The organism is Photorhabdus laumondii subsp. laumondii, assembly GCF_003343245.1.
Classification (GTDB): Bacteria; Pseudomonadota; Gammaproteobacteria; order Enterobacterales; family Enterobacteriaceae; genus Photorhabdus; species Photorhabdus laumondii.
Map to the genome: position 1 here is coordinate 604,769 of NZ_CP024901.1, position 22,194 is coordinate 626,962.

Consider the following 22,194-nt stretch of genomic DNA (forward strand, 5'->3'; position numbering starts at 1 on the left):
CTATTTAAAATCGTTAGCTCGTTGTTTCCAATAATCAGAACGCCACTTATTAAACTCCGAGCGGTTAATACCTGAGGGGATACTGTTATCATTTATATGTATGACCTTATGATTATCCTTATGAAAACTCTGCGTTACCTCAGCTATAGGTCCATCCTGCTTTTGTAACATATGATGTAAATTGACAGGTTTTCCATCATTACCGATAGGTGCTCTACCAGCTCTCATAAGCTCTACGTTTGTCTTACCTGATTTAGGATCAATACGGCTTGGATCAAACAAGTCATTTCGTTGATAAACCTTATTTCCCTTAAAGGGAACTGGCTCAGCCGACCAATATTTTCTGTCCTGGCCAAAGTATTTTGCGACATCTGTCTGTGTTGTTGTACTTGATTTATTAGCCGTTTGGTTAGGCTGTACTTGAGTAGCTTCCGCCGGAACGCTTTTATCAACATTATTTTTTGATGATACAGATGATGGCTTCGCCTGTATCTTATTACTGGCTGCTCCCCCAATAGCCCCGACCGCAGTCTCCAGCAACAACAGGTTGCGCTGCTCTTCCTTCACGTACTGCGCCGCATCCGCTTTGGACAAGCCCGATTTTTCCAGCTCTTTTTGACGCAGTTCCGTGTTAAAAAACCCGGAGAGGGGTCCGCTGCCGCCATTTAACCAGCTGCTCTGCTCTGAACGCCCTATCTTGTCATTGGCACGGTAACCTGAGACGGCCAGCTCCTTGCCCAGTTCATGGTTGATGAATGCCAGTTCTTCACGACTCAACTCACCATTCAACGCCATCTGTTTCAGGCTGTTGATGGTCGCATCACTGGCCTGCCGGTACTCTGTCCAGACTCCTTTACGGCAGCTGTCATCCTGACATGATGCCAGTTTACCGCGCATGTCCTCCACTGACGGCAAGCCTTTATCCAGAATGCGCTGGCTCAGCTCCTTAGCCTTGCCGCACGCTTCCGGTGACAGCGTGCGGCAATCACCCAGATTTCGCGAGGCCAGCGCATTATTCTCCACCGCATTCTTCCCGGCCTGGGCTCCGGTAACGGCGCTTCCGGTGGAGTCACCGGCAATGCCGCCGGCCAGCCCGGCCGCCAAAGTAGAAAGAGTGCTGATGGTCTGTTTTTCCTCTTCACTTAAGTCACTGACTTTAGCATTTTCGCCGTGAATATGCTTCATCAGTTCTCGGGCAGCCAGTTCACCGCCCGCCGCGCCTGCCGCACCCGCCAGCGCATTGTTGCCACTGACTTCGGCGGCTACTGCCCCCAGAATGGCATGGGCCAGAGTATTGGTGACGACATCGACTTGATGAGTTTTCGGGTCGGTGGTCAGGTCTTTAATCACCCCGGCCAGATAAGGAGAAGCGCCGCCTGCCAGTGCCTGACCGATATTTCCGCCCGCGAGCCCCTGAATGGCCGCGGTAGCCGCCTGTAAAGCAGAGTGGTATTTTCCACCGGTGCCCAGACCAGACTCATTCAATGCCGCGTTATAGGCAGTCTTGTAAATCTGGTCTTTAATAAGCGCCGGGGTGATGTCGGTTTTACCTTTATCCTTCAGTACTTTTATAGCCGCTTCTCTATCCGGGTCACTGATGTTCTCCAGTTTGGCGTGGGCTGCTTTGGTGGCGATAATGGCCCCTTCGGTACTGGCGATATCAATCACCTGCGCACTGATTTCGCCAATCAGTTGGGCCTGTTTCAGCCGTTGCTGCTCTTTCTCTTTGTCAAAGATAGGACTGAGAGCATTGTTAGCATGGTCGGTATCCCGGCTGAGGGCGGTGACATCCTGTTGCTGGTGGTCTTTATCCCGGATAATCAGGGTGCCGTCACTGACCGCGGCGTGAGTGGTGCTTTGGGCGTGGCCTTCCCGGTTAGCGCCGCCCAGGGTGTTGGCCGCCAGATTACTGAGGAACATGCCGCCGGCTGAACCCCCTGTGCTGATACTCGCACTATGGTGTTCGGTTTTAAAATCCGCTTTGTTTTTGATATCGCCAAAGCCCAGCGTGCCGGTATCGAGGGTGTTTTTGTCTTTGTCTGCGGTACTGGCAATGACTGCGCCATCAAGCTGAGTATGTTCACCCACTTTTACCTGATAGCCGCCTTTGCCGGCAAACAGTCCGGTTTGTTCTTGTACGGAGTCAAAGTTGCTGTGGATTTTGTCGCGGCTGGCGCTGAGGTTCAATGAGCCGCCCGGTTGTGGACCGAGAGTAACACTGACGCCGGCACTGACGTTCTGCTGCTTCATATCGTAGCGGTTGCTGTCCTGCTCGCTGCTGAGCGTCAGGTGGCGTTTGACGTCGGCAGTAATCTGTTCGCCGCTGACCTGAGCGCCTTTGAGCGAGGCATCCCGGCCGGCGTTGAGGGTGACAGTTTGCCCCGCATCCAGCGTAGTTTCATTATGGCTGACGCCGTTACCGCTTTCACGGCCTTTGCCGTGGTTGGTGCTGGCGGAGAGATTGATTCCCGTGCCCCCCGGTCCGGCAGTGAAACCGACGCCCAGTGAGCCACCGCGACTGCTGTTTTTGCCGGTGGTCTGTTCGGTGTTCTGGCTGGATGAGAGCTGGATATCCCGGCTGGCATTGAGTTGCAGGTCTTTGCCCGCCTGCAACTGGCCGCCCTGAATGCGGATATCGCCGTGCTGGTTTGGTGTGCCGGAAGCGGTGAGGGTGAGATTATCCCCGGTCATCAGGCTGCTGCCCTGTTGAGTGGTCTGGTGCTGTTTCTGCTCTGACCGGGAGGACTGGCGGCCGTAGGAGAGGCTGACTCCCACCAGATTGTTGTTAGCTTTGTCGTCACCACCTTTAGCATCGGCCAGACGGGCTGCCTGGACTGCCTGTACCCCGCTAAGGGCGGCTTTGGTGCCCTGTAAGGCTTTGATACGGCTGTCACTTTCATTGTTAGCGGTTTGAACCGTTTGAACGGCGGAATTCAGGGCTCCGCCTGCGGTGCCGGATAGTGCCACGGTCAGGCCGCTTTGTTTCTGTTCGGTTTTGGTGATAGCGGTGTGACTGTTTTCCGCACTGGTGATGTGAATGTTTTGGCCGGAAAGTTGCGTATCGCGGCCCGCCACGACATCACTGCCGTGAATGTTGAGCTGTTTTCCGGCGCTGAATGTTACATTGCCCTGGCTGCTGCCGACCGTGCTGCCTTTGTTGAGGTTGCTGTCGATATCGGTAGTCGATTTTTGACTGGCTTTGCCGACGGAGAAGCCGATGCCGCCGGTCCCCATCAGACCGGATTTTTTCTCTTGTTTGAAGTGCGTTTCATGACGGGCTTCATCCGCGGTAGTGATGGTGAGCTGATTGCCTGCGGCCAGATGAACATCCTGAGTGCCAGCCACGTTACTGCCGATGATGTTGAGGTCATTTCCGGTTTGTAAGGTTACGCGGTCGCCGCTGAGCGTGGTGCTTTGTGCCCGGCGTTCATGCACTTCGTCGTGGGTTTCGACGGAGGATTTGGAGAGTAAGCCTTTACTAGTCTGTTTGCTGTGTTCTATCAGGTCTGAGGAAGCGGTACCGGTATTCAGGGTGATATTGTTCCCGGCCTGAGCGGTAAGTTGTTGACCGGCGTTTACGTTAGCCGCGGTAGCATTGAGGTTATTGCCCGCTCTCAGCGCCAGGTTACCGGCGGTGGTTATCTGGCTACCGACGTCATGTTGTTGTGTCAGATGGCGATAGTTGTCGCTCCCCCAGTCACTGTTTTCTGTGCGATGGGTGCGCAGGGTATCCAGAGTCAGGTCAAGGCCCGCGGTTATCTCTGTCTGACCGTCTTTGCCCGCATTTTCCACGTCACTGGCCGTGAGATGGATGTTGTTGAGGGCTTTCAGCGACAAGGTGCCGTTGTCGTTCTGGACATAAATGCCCGCAGGCCGATCTTGCCAACGGTCAGCACCTGCTCCGCGCAGGGTAGAGGCACTGGTGATATCCCGATCTGCCTGTGCGGAAACGCGGTCACGGCCCCGAATTTGTCCGCCGAGGTTGGTGATGTCCTGCCGGGCGGTTAAATCCACTTTGCCGCTTTGGATAAAGCCGCTGTTGGTCAGATTGCTGGCGGCCAGTTGGGTGACTTCACGTCCGCTGATGGTGCCGCTGTTGGTAATATCTCTTCGGCTATTTATTGTCACGTTTTTACCGGAGAGTAGAGCACCGTCACTGGTCAGATCGCCTTTATTCACGCGAGCGTAGACCTGTGGCACGGTCACGGTCTGTTTTGTGCCATCTGCCAGAGTCACGGTCCGGTTGGTCAGCCAGATAATGTCAGAAGTGAGTAGCGCCATCTGCGATGGACTCAAGGCGATGCCGGGGGTGAGCTGTTGCTGTTTGCTGAAGGCAACACCGGCTTCCATTAACGCTTTGAACTGAGTTTCATCGTTGTTGTGGCCCGCCAGGTAACGCTGACCAGTCAGTTGGGTGATTTGATCACGCACCAGGCGCTGTTCGTAGAACCCATCTCCCAGGCGTTTGTGTGCCAGTACCGGGTCGTGGGTTAACTGTTGTTGCATGTAATCCGTGCCTAGCCACTTTTTATATTGGGTGAATTTAGGGTCGGTCTCCACTAAATAATGGCTGTCACTGCCCGGCTGTACGACAAACAGGCTGTTGGCCGGTAGGCGGGTATCTGGAGCAACGATACGGATAAGAGGTTCGACGCTTTGACCTTGGACGGTATCAGACGGTAGCGTCAATTCAAATTGTTGGCCTGTTGGTAACACCAGCGGGCGCTCATCTAATGGACCACTGTTGGGTAGAGTGACCGTCACCGGGGGGAGTACCCGTTCAGTTTGTTGAACGGGTGGAAGTACCGGGTGTTCAGTGAGTGCATCTCTGTTTGGTAGTACTACTGCGCTGGACGATAATACCTGCTCAGTCTGTTGACCTGTAGGTGAAAGTGTTGGGTGTTCAGTGAGTGCATCTCGGCTTGGTAGTGCCACTGCGCCAGACGATAATAGCTGCTCAGTCTGTTGACCTGTAGGTGAAAGTAATGGGCGATCAGTCGGTATGTCCCTGTTCGGTAGTGTGATGGCGTTGATCGTGGCATTGGTGAATGTAACTTCACCAGCTTCCGCCATTCTTGAGGTCAGATTAATCCCGGTTGGTGTACTTTGAACACGGCTTGTCTGCCTGTCATCTATTGTTATGCCGGTAGAGTTTGGACGAGTGTTGCCCTGCCAGGCTAGGGCTTTCAGGTCAATGGTTTCGGTTATCGGTGCTGGGTTATAGTGGTCCCAGTCTTTTCCTTGGGAGGTTTTGGTTCCTCTGAATCGACGTTTTTTCTTTTTGGCATACCAACGGATTTCGCTACCTTCATCCGTGATGATACGTTCGCCTTTGGTGGCGTTATTGTGCAGTTCGTCAATATCACCCCCGAGTATTCCACCCGCTACGATCTGACTGTCGTCATTGGTCAGCATCGCACTATTGATGGTCATATTACCCCCGGATAAAATTTTACCCGGATCACTCTCTTTTATCTGGGTTTCATTGATGGTACGGGTATATCGGTACTCGTAAAATTCTTCACTTCCGCTGCCATCCGGCATGACGGCTCTGTGCACGCCGTATTTGTTGCGACGGGAAGTATTCACCTGTGACCAGTCATAGCGGGCAGTGCGGCCGCTCAATACGGCTTCATGACGCTGGGATTTTTCTGTTTCGACGATATCGGTGACCAAACCGTTGTTGGTATTTTTGATAATAGCGGCATCAATCTTTAGGCTACCCCCGGCCTCAATGGTTGCCGCGTGGTTGCTGAGTCGGCCAGCTTGACTCGTCGCAGCCAGGTTTTCATCCAGTTGTCCACCAATGCGCATGTCACCCACGCTGTAAATCTGGGCATGGTTACGGTTGTTGAGGGTTCCGGTGCCGATATCTAGTCGATCTCTAGCGGCAATGACGGCGGCTTTGCCATCTTTTGCTGTGTTATTGAGAGTGCCACTCTTGAGGGCTATTTGGTCACCGTAAATACGTCCGGTTCCGGTGTTGTCCAGTACTTTGTTGGCGGTGAGATGGGTCAGTTCGCCGTCAATTAACCCGGTGTTGGTCAGCGTGTTTCGGACGTTGACTTCGGTTTGCTTGGCTCTGATTTCCGCAGTTTGGGTGTTGGTGAGATTTTGGGCTTCCAGGTACGCCTGTTCGGCTTTCATTGTGCTGTCATTGATAATGTTGCCGTCGGTTTCCAAAGACAGCTTGCCATCGGCGGCGATGTTACCGGTGTTGTGGAAGTCTTGCTTTAATTTCACCTCTATATCGCCCTGCGATAAGATTTGACCGTCACCGCTCAAGGCGTTGGCTTTAATTTTGACCTTTTCACTTCCCGTCAGTGTGCCTTGCTGGTTATTCACCGTCAGTTTCTGGGTTTTATCTTCGATGGTGAGTTGTTTTCCACCGGAGATTAGTCCTTGTTCGTTTTTCAGCGACTGGTTAATGATAGCTTGCAGGCGGTTGGCTCCCTGTAATGTTCCCTGGGTGTTATCTATCTGTTGAGCTTCAATTATCAGGTCTTGGGCTTCGGTACCCTGGTCAGGATGATTAGTCTCCCGGTTAATGAGTTCTGCTGTTTTTAGTGTCAGTTGTTGGTCACTGTGGATAAGGCCGCCGGTATTGTTCGTTTGTTTCGGCGCGTTAATCGTCGCGTCACCTATGGCTTTGACCTGTCCGCGACGGTTGTCGAGCTGTAGGGTATTCAAGTTCATGGTGTCTGCTGACAACAGTTTACCGTCTTGGTTATCCGTATCGGCTTGTCCGGTGTTGATGGTGAGTTTTTTACCCTGAATATGTCCGTGTTGGTTATTCAGTTTGCCACTGGTCACGGTGGTGTTGTCATCGCCAATAATACGGCCATGCTGGTTGTCCAGTAGCTGCCCGTTTGTGTCAATATTGACGGTGTTTGCTGACTTCAATGAGCCATTGCTGTTGGTAAGCGTTTGGCTATGAATCTCCAGTCCACTGTTACCAGCAATCAGTCCTTTTTTATTGGTGAGGGTTGTACTGGTAATCTTAGTTTTGCCATCCGCGGCGATAAAGCTAGCGTCGTTGTTTAATTCTCCGATATCCAGTGTTAAATCGCCCTGAGCAGAGAATTCGCCTGATTTGTCTTTGTCACCCGTGTTATTCAGGCGTTGGCCTTGCGTGTTGAGGTTCAGGTTGCCATCAGAATGGACCTTGCCTTGTTGGTTATTAAATGCTTGGGTAATCAGCTTTATCTGTTGGGTACCAACAATGGTGTTTTGGAGATTATTTACGGTTGCGATTTTGCGATTGGTAATTGTACCAGCCTGATTATGTAAATCACCGCTGGTAATTAACATATCGTCCTGGCTGCGGATACCGCCCCGATCACCACTGTTTTTATTAGTCAGTGAATGACCGTGTGTATCGAGAGTAAGTTTACCTGCGGATTGCAACAGGCCGCCGCTGTTGTCAGTTTGGTTCACTGATAATGTTAGAGAACCTTTTTCGCTGATGAGGGTTCCACCTTGGTTTTTCAGTTCACCGCCGGTAACGATCGTTGTTCCTGTACCTTTGATAAAACCATCTTGATTGTCGATTTCGTCGGCAGTCAGGGTCATCGTTCCTTCACTGATAACGCCTCTGGTATCGCCGCTTTTGGCGGTGGTCAGTTTTTTTCCGTGAGTATCTATCGTCATGTTGCCGTCAGACTTTATTAGTCCACCGGTACTGTCTAACTCGCCGCTATCGAGTTTTAGATTTTTCTTACTGACTATAGTGCCAGTTAGGTTGCTTAATGTCTGTTGATGAGAATTGATGTGCGTTTCATCGCCACGGATATATCCGAAATCATTGATGAGTTCACCTGTAATCAGTTTTAGGCTATCCAGTGCGAGTATTCCGTTAAGTTTTCCGCTATCGGTATTCGTCAGTTTCTGCTGTTGGGTATCCAGTTTCAGACTGGCTGAGGATTGTATCAGTCCACGTTGGTTGTTGATTGCTTGTGTGGTCAGATCTGCTTTTCCTTTCGAGAGGATTTTACCGTCGGTGTTGTTGAGGTTTTGGCTAGTTAATTTGGTTTCGCCTTGTGAATCTATCTTGCCAGCGGTGTTATCAATTTCACCGGCTTCCAGTGTCAGGTCACTGTCGCTGCGTATGCCGAGGTCATCCCCGCTTTGCGTATTAGTCAGCTTTTGGCCGTGGGTGTTAAGATAAAGGGTTGTTTTGGATTGCAGCAAACCACTGGTGTTATTCAGTTCACCGGTATTCATGGTGAGTTGTTGATGCTGGCTGACTATTTTACCGCTGGTATTATCAACGGCTCCTGTTGATGTCACGTTGAGCTGCTTATCGGCGATGACTCTTCCCTGTTGGTTATCGATAGCGCCCGCAGTTATTGTCAACTCTCCCTGGCTTGTTATCCCCTGTTCAGGTTGGCTGTTGCGGTTGGTTATTTTGCCTTGTTTCCCATCTAGAGTCAGGTTTTTATCCGCATGGATCCAGCCAGCTTCGTTATTGATGCCTTGAGTAGTCAGTTTGACATTGCCTGTACCGATTATGCCCCCGGTTTTGCCGCTGTTGAGGTTAGTCAGTAGTTCACCTTGTGTATCAAGAGTCAAATCACCCGCGGATTTCAACAGGCCGCCGCTGTTATCGGTTTTTTTCACGGTCAATGTGAGCGAGCCGGTTTCACTGGCAAGGGTTCCGCCTTGGTTTTTCAGATCACCACCAGTAACGGTGGTTGTTCCTGTACCTTTGATAAAACCATCTTGGTTGTCAATTTCACCAGTGGTCAGCGTCAGTGTTCCATTGCTAATAACGCCACTGGTTTTGTCGCTTTTGGCGGTGGTCAGTTTTTTCCCGTGCGTGTCCAGTATCATATCGCCGGTAGACTCTATTCGTCCTCCGGTACTATTAAGTTCTCCACTGTCGAGCTGTAGGTTTTTCTTACTGAATATGGTGCCAGCCAAGTTGTTTAGTGCTTGCTGATGAGTGTTAATGTGGGTTTCGTTACCACGAATATCGCCGCGGTCATTGATCAGTTTACCGGTAGTCAGTTCCAAGGCATCTTCTGCGACGATCCCGTTTTTACCGCTATCGGTGTTGGTGAGTTCATGCTGTTGTGTATCTAATTTCAGACTGGCTGAGGATTGTATCAGCCCACGTTGGTTGTTGACGGCTTGTGTTGTCAGATCGGCTTTTCCTTTCGAGAGGATTTTACCGTCAGTGTTGTTGAGGTTTTGGCTAGTTAGCGTGGTTTTGCCTTGTGAATCTATCTTGCCAGCGGTGTTATCAATTTCACCGGCTTCCAGAGTCAGGTCACTGTCGCTGCGTATGCCGAGGTCATCCCCGCTTTGTGTATTAGTCAGCTTTTGGCCGTGGGTGTTAAGATAAAGGGTTGTTTTGGATTGCAGCAAACCACTGGTGTTATTCAATTCACCGGTATTCATGGTGAGTTGTTGATGCTGGCTGACCATTTTACCGCTGGTATTATCAACGGCTCCTGTTGATGTCACGTTGAGCTGCTTATCGGCGATGATTCTTCCCTGTTGGTTATCGATAGCGCCCGCGGTTATTGTCAACTCTCCCTGGCTTGAGATCCCCTGTTTAGGCTGGCTGTTGCGGTTGGTTATTTTGCCTTGTTGCCCATCTAGAGTCAGGTTTTTATCCGCATGGATCCAGCCCGCGTCATTATTGATGCCTTGAGCAGTCAGCTTGACATTGCCTGCACTGATTATGCCTCCGGTCTTGCCACTGTTGAGGTTAGTCAGTAGCTCACCTTGTGTATCGAGTGTCAGATCACCCGCGGATTTCAACAGGCCGCTGCTGTTATCGGTTTTTTTCACGGTCAATGTGAGTGAGCCGGTTTCACTGGCGAGGGTTCCGCCTTGGTTTTTCAGCTCACCGCCGGTAACGGTGGTTGTTCCTGTACCGATAATCACACCGTCTTGGTTGTCAATATCGCCAGTGGTCAGCGTCATATCGCCGGTAGACTCTATTCTCCCGCCGGTACTGTTAAGTTCTCCGCTATCAAGTTTTAGATTTTTCTTACTGAATATGGTGCCAGCCACATTGTTTAGCGCTTGCTGATGGGTGTTAATGAGGATTTGATCACCACGGATAGATCCGCGGTCGTTGATCAGTTTACCGGTAGCCAGTTCTAAAGCCTCTTCTGCGATGATCCCGCCGTCGGTGCTAGTCAGTTCGTGCTGTTGTGTATCTAATTTCAAACTGGTTGCGGATTGTATCAGTCCGCTTTGGTTGTTGACCGTTTGTGTTGTCAGATCGGCTTTTTTCCGCGAGAGGATTTTACCGCTGGTGTTATTGAGGTTTTGGCTAGTTAGCGAGGTTTCACCTTGCGCATCTATCAGGCCAGCGGTGTTATCAATTTCACCGGCTTCCAGCTTCAGATCACTGCCGCTGCGGATACCGCGTTTTTCTCCGCTCTGTGCGTTAGTCAGTTTCTGGCCTTGGGTGTTGAGCGACAGGGTTGTGCCGGATTTCAGTAGACCACCGGTGTTGTCAACTATCCCGGATGTTACGGTGAGTTGTTTATCAGCTTCTACAGATCCTTGATGGTTATCAATAGCACTTGCCGTCAGCGTCAAGTCTCCTGAGCTACGAATACCTTGATTAGGCTGGCTGTTGCTATTGGTTATGGTTCCCTTCTGCCCGTCAAGGATCAGATTTTTACCCGCATGGATTAGGCCCGCATCGTTGTTAACGCCTTGGGTCGTCAGCTTCATGTTGCCTATGCTGATGATGCCCCGGTCTTTGCCGCTGTTGGTGTTGGTTAGCAGCCCACTTTTCGTATCCAGTGTCAGATCACCCGCGGATTGCAGTAGTCCACCGCTGTTGTCAGTGTTGTTTACCGTTAATGTCAGGGGACCGGTTTTGCTGACAAGTTTTCCTCGTTGGTTGTGGAGTTCTCCACCCGTTATCGTTGTCGTTCCTGTACCCGTGATGGTGCCATCGTGGTTGTCTATCTCGCCTGTTTTTAAGGTGAGCGCTCCCTTACTGGTCACGCCACCCGTGTCACTACTTTTAGCGGTGGTGAGCTTTTTCCCGTGGGTGTCTAATGTCATGTCGCCATCAGATTTTATTTGTCCACTGGTACTGTCGAGCTCTCCACTGTCAAGTTGCAGATTTTTCTTGCTCGCTATGGTGCCTTTTTGGTTGCTTAGCCGTTGTTCATGGGTATCGATGTGAATGCCATGACCAAGGATAACGCCCGCATTATTAGTCAGGTTACCGCTGGAAATGCGTAATGAGTCTTTGGCAATGATACCGCCAGTTTTGCCACTGTCGGTATTGGTCAGGGCTTGGTTTTGGGTATCCAACAACAGGCTTGACTCTGATTGGATCTGTCCACGAGTGTTATCTAATGCTTGTGTGGTCAGTTCCGCCATCTGTTGTGATAAGAGTTGGCCGTCGGTATTGTCAACGTTACCGGCGTTAAGGGTGGTTTTTCCTTTAGCGGAAATAATACCAGCGGTGTTGTTGATATCTCCTGTACGGAGTTCCAGATTACCTTTGCTTAATATGGTGCCTTTTTTGATCTCTTTTTCGTCACCATTTTTAGTGTCTTTAGTATTAGTCAATTTCTGTCCATGAGTATTGACTATCATGTCACTGTCGGATTGTAACAGACCAGACGTGTTATCCAGTTCACCGCTGTTTAGGGTGAGTTTTTCTTGAGCAATAACTTGTCCTGCGGTGTTGGTGAATTTATGTCCTTTGGTTTGGCTATCTATTCGCTGAGCCAGTAATGATCCTTGATGGTTATTCAACGCCTGACTTTTTGTGGTGAGCTCTGTTTTGGTTTCGATTCGTCCGTCAACGTTTTCAATGTTTTTCTCAATGATCAGTTCTGTGCTGCCACCGGTTGCAACGATTTTGCCTTTGCTGTTATCCAAGGTGGTGGCATTGATTTTCAGGTTGCCATTACCTTTAATCTCGCCATTTTGGTTATTCAGTGTCTTGGCAGTGAGGGACATCTTATCTTTGCCATTCTGCTGCATTACTCCACTCTGATGGCTTAATGTGTCTGTTTTTATTGTAATCTTGTCGGCGGTAGTGACTGCTTTTTTGTTCAGTTGCAGGTTGTGGGCTTGTATATCCAGTTCACCATTGGAGAGCAGTTCGCCTCCGTCACCTATCCACTGATGGGTGTTGAGTGACAGTTTACCTTTACCGGCGAGTTGAATTGTCCCTCCTTCTGTGTTGTCCGCTTTCTCGTGGACGGTTAGGTTCAGGTCATTCCCGTTATTGGCGATTTTTCCATGACGGTTGTCCAGATTTCTTGTGGTGATAGCCAGTCGTTTCCCTTCATTGAGAAGGGTCCCGCTTTGGTTATTCAGTGTTTGGGTGTTCAGTACCAGCTCGCCGTTGCCGGTTTGATTAATTTTTCCCTGATTGTTGGATAAGTCTGGAGTCGTTAAGTTGATTTCTCGTGCTACCAGTGTGCCGCCGTCGTTGTTAAATTGGCCTGGTGCTTTAGCTGTAAAGCGGTCCGCGGTGACTGTAGCGTTGGCGGTACTAATCTCTTGCTGACTGGCAGTGAGCTGAATGTTGTTAGCAGAAGTTTGGCTGCCGCTGAGATCAATCTTTTTACTCTGTGCTTCCAGAGTATTGGTTGCCAGATTTTTTCCATTGGCCTGAATGTGCTGTTTGGCGGTCAGTGTCAGCGATCCGGGCAGTGTGGCTTTTCCTTTATTATCAATACCGGCGGATAGGGTGCTGCCGCTGGCGCTTTGTATCGACTCCGCTTTGATTATGGTATTGCTTCGTGCGGCAATTGTGCCACTGTTCTCAATCAGTCCATCAACCGTGAGACGGACTTCACCGGCGGTTGCTCCGATGTGGCCGGCGTTACGTACCCCTACGCCAAATTCGGTACCCACCAGCATAATTTTATTGGCGTACATGCCACCCAAAGCTGCTACGTCCAGCGTAAATGAGGGATTCTCGCTGCCGTCAGCAGATTTTTTCTCAATGTTCTGGTGAGCTGCATCAACGATATTACGTCCGGTTGTGATTTTTAGATCTTTCGCGTGCAGTTTGCCGTTGATGACCACCGAGCGGGCAATAATTTCGGTGTAATTTTGTTGTGAGCTGTCCAGTCCCAGCCCTTCTATGCGGACTTCTCCCCGGTCAATATCAAAGCCTTTCAGTCGGCCTTGTTCCATCATGGCCTGTCCTGTGGTGAGTGTTGCGCGATGGGCGTTAATGAATCCGCAGCCGTTGCAAGTGATGCCCGCCGGGTTGGCAATAATAACGTTGGCTTTTTGTCCGGCGACTTCTATCCAGCCATTAAGTTTACTGGCGTTAATACTGTTCACTTCATTGAGAATGATTTTGGCTTCTGCTTTGGCAAGCCAAGGATTGCCTGCCACCATACCGCCCAGTTGAGTTTGGACAGCATTGTGACTGTTGTTAAGGATGACGCCTCGTTTATCGATATCAAATTGGCTGTAGGTATTACGCGAGATACCTGCGGCGTTAGGGGTTTGAATATCGATTTGTGGCGTACCGTTTGCACTGTTCAGGATAGTCGGTTGCTGATTACCCGGTGCTTGTCCGTCGGCCACAATATTGGCTTGTGCTGTTAGGGAGATGCAGCCGGTTGCCAATAACAAACTCAGTCGTAACGCTGTTAACCGGCAAAGGCATTGTGGTGATTGCCGACGACTGCGGCGGCGTACCGTACTACCTTGCCCGGAAGTTGCAATATCGGCCACGACCATCAGCATGTTTCGTGCTTTGTTAAAGATAATACGATACAGATGCTTGTTCATTGTTTCTCTCCGCTAACACTTTTTATCTACTACGCTTCGGCAACGTTGTTATTCTGAATTAGTACTGCCAGTACAAACTGAATCCGGTTGTAACTGATGAGGTTTGAAAGCCATCCGGTTTGGATAGTGGGATACCGGCAAACAGGTCATAGCTCACGCCTTTAAGACTGCCGCGACAACCTAGAACGCCGCCCGCCAGATGTTTTCCCAGTCGTTGCTCATTCCCCGGCCCGCCGATTTCGCCATAATCCATGCCCATATATAGGGATTGACCATTCAGTGGCGTTTGCCATTCCAGTTCGTTACGGCTGTACCAACCATGATCTCCATTTAGTGTGCGTTCGCCGTCAAATCCGCGTACGGTCCAGCGATTGCCAATTGAAAATTGATCCTGTGGCGTCAACGTTCTGGCGCTTATTTGGCGCAGGTACTGGGTTTTGTAGATGAATGGCTGAGAAAATAGGGTAAATGGCGCAGAAAGTGCCGCAGAAAACTGGGTTGTTTTAAGTAAGGCAGTTGCTTCACCGCGGACCTCTTCTGGTGCGGGTTGTGCCCCAAACCAGCGAGTTCCCCGCTGGTAAGTCACTCCGGCATCCAAGGTGGCACTACCGATGTAGTGACGATGAGATAATCCTAATTTCCAGCCAGCTGTTTCCCGGCGCTGTACGCCGATTTCCAGGTCATTAATGAAGCTTTTGGATGTTCGACGATAAATCTCGCCGTTAACCGAGGTTTTTTGACCGGCGTTACGATGCAAGATCCGGCTGAGTTGGACATTCAGATTTTTGCTTTCGCCGCTGTATTTGTCGTCTTTAGTTGGCCTGGCTACCTTTTGGTTGTAATCGTAATTACTGGCAGTGATGCCTGCCATCCAGTATCCCACTGGTAGGGAGTAATGGATGGTGTAGTTTTTGCTGCTGCGACCAGAAGGAGAGCGAATATCGCGCCCACCGGAGATATAAAATAGATCACTCAACGCAAGAGGATTATCCAGATATAAAGTTAATCCGCCTTGGTAACGCCCGGTACTTTTAGAACCCGAATCGTCCAGATAGCTAGCGAGTCGCCAATGTCGTGACTGACGCCAGTTCAGCACGATATCGCTTTCGCCTAACTGTTCATTCGGTACAATTTCCATGTCGGCTTGAACAGTAGGAAAACGTTGTAAATTTTCTAATCCTTGCTCAATATCCCGTAAGTCAAGCAGTTCTCCTTCGCGGGGAGGAAATGTGGTTATTCGTTGAATATAATTGCCACTTTCAGCGGTATAGCGAATATGCCCAATTTTGCCCGGTATGATCATGAGTTTTAATGTCTTGGAATTAAGATTCTGACTGGGTGCTAATACTCGGCTAGTGACATAGCCATGATTAATTAACCGGTTTTGTATCCGAGTCATTAATATATTAATCCCCTGGGTGCCCAGACATTGGTTTTCTCCCTGTTGGGCTAAACGCTTTAAAGGTAACCAGTGAGGAAAATGTTCCGTGCCTTCAAGAACGACTCGCGTAATGGGAAAGCAGGGCGTATCGACGGGAAATGTAGAAGGTACTGCTGTTTCAGGAACAGACAGACGAATATCCGCCGGTGGCGGCGCTAATTGGGCTTCCAGTGCTTTCTGCCGTTCTTGTTGATGAATGAGTTGCTGATCTGATATTTCGGCGGCTTTAACATCGGTAGTAACAATAAGAAAGCTAGTAAAAATAATAACCTTTTTTTTCATTATTCTTTGGCATCCCGCACGCGTCATATAATTTTTGGGGCGCTATTAGTCATTAATTTGACTTAATAATCAATATGTGGATTTACCTAGTGATATAATTGAAAAATATGGCTTGTTTTAAATTTCTAATAAAAACAAATAGATATATTTTTATTTGAAAATGAGCAAGAGTGAAAAATGCGTTGTTAATTAATGAGTTATGTAACTAATGTCAGGTATTTTTGATTTAATTCTATATATTGATAAATATGTGATATATGTCACTAAGAATATTATTATGTAATTAAAGTTAAAGTAACTGAATAAACTATTACTTTATTTATTAAATAATGGGCGAGCTTGTTTCTCTCAGTTAAGATTGATGATTTTTTATTAGTTACAGCGTGTTTATTCAGCCATGAAATGTCTTGGTAAAGGGGGCTGAGGCCCTGGAAATGATTGAATGCTCCGAGCCATGCCCTAATTCCATCTATACCCTTCATCTTTCAAGCTGCTGCTTTGTTGGCTGCGTTCACTTACCCCAGTCACATAGTTATCTATGCTCCTGGGGATGCGTTCTCTTGCCGCCGCACTGCAACTTGAAATCTATTGGGTATATACCCGTCATCTTTCAAGTTGCCTCTTTGTTGGCTGCACTCGCTCACCCCGGTCACATAGTTATCTATGCTCCCGGGGATTCACTCCCTTGCCGCCGCGATGCATCTTGAAATCCATAAGGTATATTGATTTCGATATCAAAATGATTTAGTAAGAAATTTTCGCTTTATTTCTCTTCTTCTCCATTTGCACTTGATTTACTGTTGGCTGTCAGTAAATAAGGCGATTGTTGCCATCGACTTGGTGTTAATTGCAATAGGTTATGTGCCAGAATAAAACCAATTGCTAAAGCGAGTAAGATCATGATCCGGAGTAAGTTAGTTGTGTTATCCACCTGCTTGGACTCAGTTGCCAATTTGTGGGTATCCAGCGTCAGGCGCAGAAAGCCTTTTGGCTCATCTTTTCCTGGGATGGGGACGACTATCTGGTAGTTAAAATAGCTGCCCGCTTTTTTACCATCCAAAGATAGACGATCCCGCACCGAGACGTTTTCTCCGCTATGGGCAACCTGTGTCCCATTGTTAAGATAAACACTGGCATCAAGTATGCGGCTGTTTGTCGTCAGATGATGCAAATTAGCCAGTATCCGCTCATTATTAAGATCTTTGCTGCCACTCTCCATATAATCAGATAAGCTGAATGCGACTTGTTTTGCCAAGGTTTTTGCCAATTCCTCAAATTGATCCATCTGGGCTTGTTGGTGAGAACGGCTGAAATAAGAAACGCCCTGCATTAGAAATACTAATAAAGCAATGCAAATCAAGATAATAGCTGTTTTATGCAGTCGGAATTTTAATTTAGCTTTGATCATCGTTATCTCTTCCAAGCTTTGGTCAACGCAATGTTGCCAGATGCAGTACAGAGAGGATAGTTTGAAGCGCAATTTTTTGCTGTCAAATCATGTGGGATTACAGGAGTAGGGATTAATGTCTAATAACCTGGCTTATCACTATTTGCCGGAAGAGGTCCATAAGTGGCCGGGATTACCACTTTCGTTAAGTGGTGAAGAAGTGATGCCGTTGGATTACCGAGCGGGTGACAGTGGTTGGTTGATATATGGCCGTGGCCTGGATAAACAACGTATTAGTAATTTTCAACATCGGCTTGGCGCTGCTATTGTCATCGTTTCTTCATGGCGTATTGATGATTATCAGGTAGTACGTATTGCCGGAAATTTGACTGCTCGTATTAAACGGCTAGCTGATGAGTGTCGGTTAGATGTGGTTCCCTTGGGGCAGATCCCACGGTTGCGGTCACCAGGTTTGCTGGTGATGGATATGGATTCAACAGCAATTCAAATTGAATGTATTGATGAAATTGCCCGTTTGGCTGGCGTAGGTGACAAAGTGGCCGAAATTACTGAGCGGGCAATGCAAGGAGAGTTGGATTTTTCTGATAGTCTGCGAGAGCGAGTTGCTCAGTTGGCAGGGGCTGATGCTGATATTCTGCGACAGGTTGTAGAAAATTTACCACTTATGCCGGGGCTGACCAGTCTGGTGCGTAAGTTACAATCCTTTGATTGGCATGTGGCCATCGCATCGGGTGGTTTTACCTATTTTGCTGACCATTTACGCCAGAATTTACGTTTGGTGGCTGCGGTAGCTAATCAGTTAGAAGTCAAAAATAGTCAGTTGACAGGTAAGGTTATAGGGCCCGTTGTTGATGCTAAATATAAGGCTGCTACATTGGTGAAATTGGCGAAAAAACTGGATATCCCATTGGAGCAAACTGTCGCGATTGGTGACGGCGCTAATGACTTGAAGATGATCCGCAAAGCAGGGTTAGGTATCGCTTACCATGCCAAGCCGAAAGTGTATGCACAGTCGAAAGTGACCATTCGTCATGCTGATCTCATGGGAGTATTGTGTGTGTTAAGTGGTGGTCTCAAACACGAAGAACGTTAATATACCCTATGGATTTCAAGATGCATCGCGACGGCAAGGGAGTGAATCCCCGGGAGCATAGCGAACGATGTGACCGGGGTGAGCGAGTGCAGCCAACAAAGAGGCAACTTGAAAGATGACGGGTATAAAGTTTTTAGGAGTGCAGAGTGGCTAAAGCAGTAAAGCGGGCATTTGTCTGTAATGAGTGTGGGGCGGATTATCCGCGCTGGCAGGGGCAATGTAGTGCGTGTCATGCTTGGAATACCATTACGGAGGTGCGCTTAGCCGCAGCACCTTCCTCCCGTAATGAGCGGCTCAGTGGTTATGCGGGAGATGCTGGTGTCAGTAGGGTTCAGAAATTATCAGAGATCAGTCTGGAAGAACTTCCTCGTTTTTCTACCGGGTTTAAAGAGTTCGATCGGGTGCTTGGCGGTGGTGTTGTTCCCGGTAGTGCGATTCTGATTGGTGGTAATCCGGGAGCAGGGAAAAGTACCTTATTGTTGCAGACGATGTGTCAGTTGTCTGCACAGATGAAAACTTTATATGTCACTGGGGAAGAGTCGTTACAGCAGGTGGCAATGCGTGCGCACCGGTTGGGATTGCCGGCTGATAATCTGAATATGTTGTCAGAAACCAGTATTGAACAAATTTGTCTGATTGCGGAGCAGGAACAGCCAAAGTTGATGGTGATTGACTCCATTCAAGTGATGCATATGGCAGATATTCAATCTTCGCCGGGGAGTGTTGCTCAGGTCAGAGAGACGGCCGCTTATCTTACTCGGTTTGCTAAGACTCGTGGTGTTGCCATTGTTATGGTTGGTCATGTGACCAAAGATGGCTCGTTGGCGGGTCCGAAGGTGTTGGAACACTGTATTGACTGCTCTGTGATGCTTGATGGTGAAGCGGATTCCCGCTTTCGCACTTTACGCAGTCATAAAAATCGGTTTGGGGCCGTTAATGAGCTTGGCGTATTCGCTATGACAGAACAAGGATTGCGTGAGGTTAGTAACCCATCAGCGATTTTCCTGAGCCGTGGTGATGAAGTTACCGCTGGCAGTTCTGTCATGGTGGTGTGGGAAGGGACTCGTCCTCTGTTGGTCGAGATTCAAGCGCTGGTGGATCATTCTATGATGACCAATCCACGGCGGGTGGCTGTGGGTTTGGAGCAAAACCGGTTGGCTATTTTGTTGGCTGTCCTTCATCGTCATGGTGGTTTGCAAATGTCCGATCAGGATGTGTTTGTGAATGTTGTGGGGGGAGTTAAAGTTGCGGAAACCAGCGCGGATCTCGCTTTACTGCTCTCTTTAGTCTCCAGTTTTCGGGATCGGCCGTTACCCCGTGATTTGGTTGTATTTGGAGAGGTGGGACTGGCAGGGGAAATCCGTCCTGTGCCCAGTGGACAGGAGCGTATATCCGAAGCCGCTAAACATGGTTTTAAACGGGCGATAGTCCCTTATGCCAATATGCCGAAAAAAGCGCTGCCAGGGATGGAAGTTTTTGGTGTGAAAAAGTTGGCGGATGCGTTATCTGTTATGGATGATTTTGATTAAACAGGGAGGAGATATGGGGCAATTTGACTACCTTAAAGAAGCGATTAAACAGACAGGTTATACGTTGCAACAGGTTGCCGATGCAAGTGGTATGACCAAAGGTTATCTTAGCCAATTAATTAATGACAAAATTAAAAGTCCTAGTGCCCAAAAACTGGCGGCGCTCCATCACTATCTGAGGTTGCAATATCCTGTGCAAAATAAAACTGTTGGAGTGGTATTCGGCAAATTCTATCCATTGCATACTGGGCATATCTATCTGATTCAACGGGCCTGTAGTCAGGTGGATGAGTTGCATATTATCCTTTGCCATGATGAGCCTAGAGATCGGGAGCTATTTATGAGTAGTTCCATGTCTCAGCAACCCACGGTGAGTGATCGCTTGCGCTGGTTGCTTCAAACATTTAAGTATCAGAAAAATATTCATATTCACTCTTTTGATGAACAGGGAATTGAACCCTATCCACATGGTTGGGATGTGTGGAGTGATGGCATGAAAGCCTTTATGTCAAAGAAAGGCATTCATCCCACTTATATATATTCCAGCGAAACTCAGGATTCTCCCCGATATAAAGAGCATTTAGGAATTGAGACAATTCTTATCGATCCACAACGTTCGTTTATGAAAATCAGTGGTCGGCATATTCGCCAAGATCCATTCCGTCATTGGGAATATATTCCTACCGAAGTGAAACCTTTCTTTGTTCGTACCGTAGCGATTCTTGGTGGAGAATCTAGTGGTAAATCTACATTAGTTAACAAATTGGCAAATATTTTTAATACGACAAGTGCTTGGGAATATGGTCGTGATTATGTTTTTTCTCATCTGGGGGGAGATGAGATGGCGCTACAATATTCGGACTATGACAAGATTGCATTGGGACAAGCCCAATATATTGATTTTGCCGTAAAATATGCGAATAAGGTTACATTTATCGATACCGATTTTGTCACTACCCAAGCATTCTGTAAGCGATATGAAGGACGTGAACACCCGTTTGTTCAGGCATTAATTGATGAATACCGATTTGATTTGGTCATTCTACTGGAAAACAACACTCCTTGGGTTGCTGACGGTTTGCGTAGCCTTGGCAGCGAGCAGGATCGTAAAGCGTTTCAGCAACTGCTGGAGGATATGCTGAAAAGTAATAATATTGAATATGTCAATGTGGATTCACCCGATTATGATCAGCGTTTCCTACGTTGTATTGAGCTCATTCAGCAACTTTTAGCGGCTAATCCTAAATGACACGTCAGTTGAATCGTTTATAATTAGATTTGTATATAATATTTTATATAATAAATTAGTAAATATATATCTAATCACAATATGCATTGTGGCTGGATATTTTTATTTTCTGTAAGTAATAAAATATATAACGGCTATTAATATTTTTGATACTTCTATTGATTATTTATTTCTTGAATAAAAACAAAATTAATAATTAAATACTTCCCTGTTGATTTTTAAATAAAAGTTTTTGTGTTTTTGATTGGTTGGGGAATAATGGGAGGCTGGTTTTTTATTAATAATTTAATGTTCAAAGTATCATTGTTATGATGGTAATTAAATATTAATTTTAACATGTTGTTATGATATTAAGGTGTTTTTATCTATAAAAAATTATTTGTCTGATGTTATTTTTTTATTTGTACTAACAAGATAATGGCCTGTTGCTAATGAGTGGTTGATAGGAATGGGTTGATCTTGTTTAGTAAAATTTTGATTTTAGCATGCAGATAGTCATTTGAAATAGTCACTGGTAGAAATATTGATATACTTTCAATTGAGATATTTCTTATATGATTTTCCCTCGTTTGTGTAATCTTATAATGATGAATATCTGTATTTTTACGGATTGCTCTGGCTGTAAGAGTTACTGATAATGCCAGATTTCTTACACTATTAATTATGCTGAGATAATGAATTTGAATCAAATCGCTACGATTGAAGCCATTGATATTTCATATGGTTTTTCGAACAGTAAAGCTAACCAGAAAACGATTTCAGACATCACTCTTTCTATTTTTCCAGGTGAATTTACTTTGATTAATGGGGATCTCTGTTCAGGAAAAAGTACTTTACTGGCAATGATTTCTGGGTTATTGCCTCTCGATGGAGGAAAAATATTAATTGCTGATAACGAGTTGGGGAGGCTGAATAACTTCGAGTTAGATAGATTCCATTTGATGAATTGTGGTTTTATCTTTCAAAGAATTAATTTATCTAATGAACTTACGGTCTTGGATAATTTGCTATTATCTCTCTCTTGTGGAATCACGACTTCTCATCAGGAAGCAATAGTCAGAGCAACTAAGGCACTCAATATTGTTGGCCTGAAACACAAGAAAGATATATATCCCAAGGAATTGCGTGATAATGAAAAACAACGGCTGGCAATAGCCAGTGCCATTGTGAAAAGCCCTCGGTATTTGTTTGCTGACGAGCCAACCCGTCATCTTAATAATTATGACTGTCAAACAGCTATTGATATCTTAGGTTTTATTGCTCATAACCAAAGAGGTACGGTTGTTGTGGCTTCACAGGATAATAGGCTTATCAAACATGCCGATCGTATTATTACTTTGAAAGGAGGAAAGATTATCCATGATACGTATCTTACACATAACATAATGAATAAGACTATGAGTTTATATCTAAATAATTGAGTGGAAAACGGCCTGTTGCCAG

8 protein-coding genes are annotated in these 22,194 nt (G+C 47.3%); 4 read left to right on the forward strand and 4 right to left on the reverse strand.

Features of this window, described 5'->3' with window-relative positions; translation table 11 throughout:
- The 4 genes from PluTT01m_RS28015 to PluTT01m_RS02810 all read right to left on the reverse strand — a co-directional run bounded on the left by PluTT01m_RS28015 (position 1) and on the right by PluTT01m_RS02810 (position 16,880).
- Complete coding sequence (locus PluTT01m_RS28015; RefSeq protein ID WP_011144930.1) at positions 1-13,749, reverse strand: hemagglutinin repeat-containing protein; 13,749 nt, start codon at positions 13,747-13,749, stop codon at positions 1-3.
- A gap of 58 nt (positions 13,750-13,807) precedes the next feature.
- Positions 13,808-15,472: a ShlB/FhaC/HecB family hemolysin secretion/activation protein gene (locus PluTT01m_RS02805; protein WP_049789731.1), complete on the reverse strand. Its 1,665-nt coding sequence runs from the start codon at positions 15,470-15,472 to the stop codon at positions 13,808-13,810.
- Positions 15,473-15,747: 275 nt separating this feature from the next.
- Positions 15,748-15,954, reverse strand: coding sequence for a hypothetical protein (locus PluTT01m_RS25375; RefSeq protein ID WP_125026209.1), 207 nt, complete (start codon positions 15,952-15,954; stop codon positions 15,748-15,750).
- A 281-nt stretch (positions 15,955-16,235) separates the two neighbouring features.
- Positions 16,236-16,880: a YtjB family periplasmic protein gene (locus PluTT01m_RS02810; RefSeq protein ID WP_011144932.1), complete on the reverse strand. Its 645-nt coding sequence runs from the start codon at positions 16,878-16,880 to the stop codon at positions 16,236-16,238.
- Positions 16,881-16,995: 115 nt separating this feature from the next.
- Between PluTT01m_RS02810 and serB the strand changes: the two genes are divergently transcribed.
- The 4 genes from serB (at position 16,996) to PluTT01m_RS02830 (ending at position 22,172) form a co-directional block, all read left to right on the forward strand.
- Positions 16,996-17,973: a phosphoserine phosphatase gene (gene serB / locus PluTT01m_RS02815; RefSeq protein ID WP_011144933.1), complete on the forward strand. Its 978-nt coding sequence runs from the start codon at positions 16,996-16,998 to the stop codon at positions 17,971-17,973.
- Positions 17,974-18,119: 146 nt separating this feature from the next.
- Positions 18,120-19,502 (forward strand): DNA repair protein RadA, encoded by a 1,383-nt coding sequence (gene radA, locus PluTT01m_RS02820; RefSeq protein WP_011144934.1) that lies wholly within the window; start codon positions 18,120-18,122, stop codon positions 19,500-19,502.
- A gap of 13 nt (positions 19,503-19,515) precedes the next feature.
- The gene (gene nadR / locus PluTT01m_RS02825; RefSeq protein ID WP_011144935.1) at positions 19,516-20,751 is read left to right on the forward strand and encodes a multifunctional transcriptional regulator/nicotinamide-nucleotide adenylyltransferase/ribosylnicotinamide kinase NadR; all 1,236 of its coding nucleotides are present in this window, start codon (positions 19,516-19,518) and stop codon (positions 20,749-20,751) included.
- 674 nt (positions 20,752-21,425) lie between these two features.
- A complete protein-coding gene (locus PluTT01m_RS02830) occupies positions 21,426-22,172 on the forward strand; it encodes an ABC transporter ATP-binding protein (protein ID WP_041379903.1) in 747 nt (248 codons plus the stop codon).
- The last annotated feature ends 22 nt before the right edge of the window (positions 22,173-22,194 follow it).

Bases quoted from the DNA above. Each gene is read 5' to 3' on its own strand.
- PluTT01m_RS28015 (WP_011144930.1), bottom strand. From the start codon at position 13,749: ATGAACAAGCATCTGTATCGTATTATCTTTAACAAAGCACGAAACATG.
- PluTT01m_RS02805 (WP_049789731.1), bottom strand. From the start codon at position 15,472: ATGAAAAAAAAGGTTATTATTTTTACTAGCTTTCTTATTGTTACTACC.
- PluTT01m_RS25375 (WP_125026209.1), bottom strand. From the start codon at position 15,954: ATGAAGGGTATAGATGGAATTAGGGCATGGCTCGGAGCATTCAATCAT.
- PluTT01m_RS02810 (WP_011144932.1), bottom strand. From the start codon at position 16,880: ATGATCAAAGCTAAATTAAAATTCCGACTGCATAAAACAGCTATTATC.
- serB (WP_011144933.1), top strand. From the start codon at position 16,996: ATGTCTAATAACCTGGCTTATCACTATTTGCCGGAAGAGGTCCATAAG.
- nadR (WP_011144935.1), top strand. From the start codon at position 19,516: ATGGGGCAATTTGACTACCTTAAAGAAGCGATTAAACAGACAGGTTAT.
- PluTT01m_RS02830 (WP_041379903.1), top strand. From the start codon at position 21,426: ATGAATTTGAATCAAATCGCTACGATTGAAGCCATTGATATTTCATAT.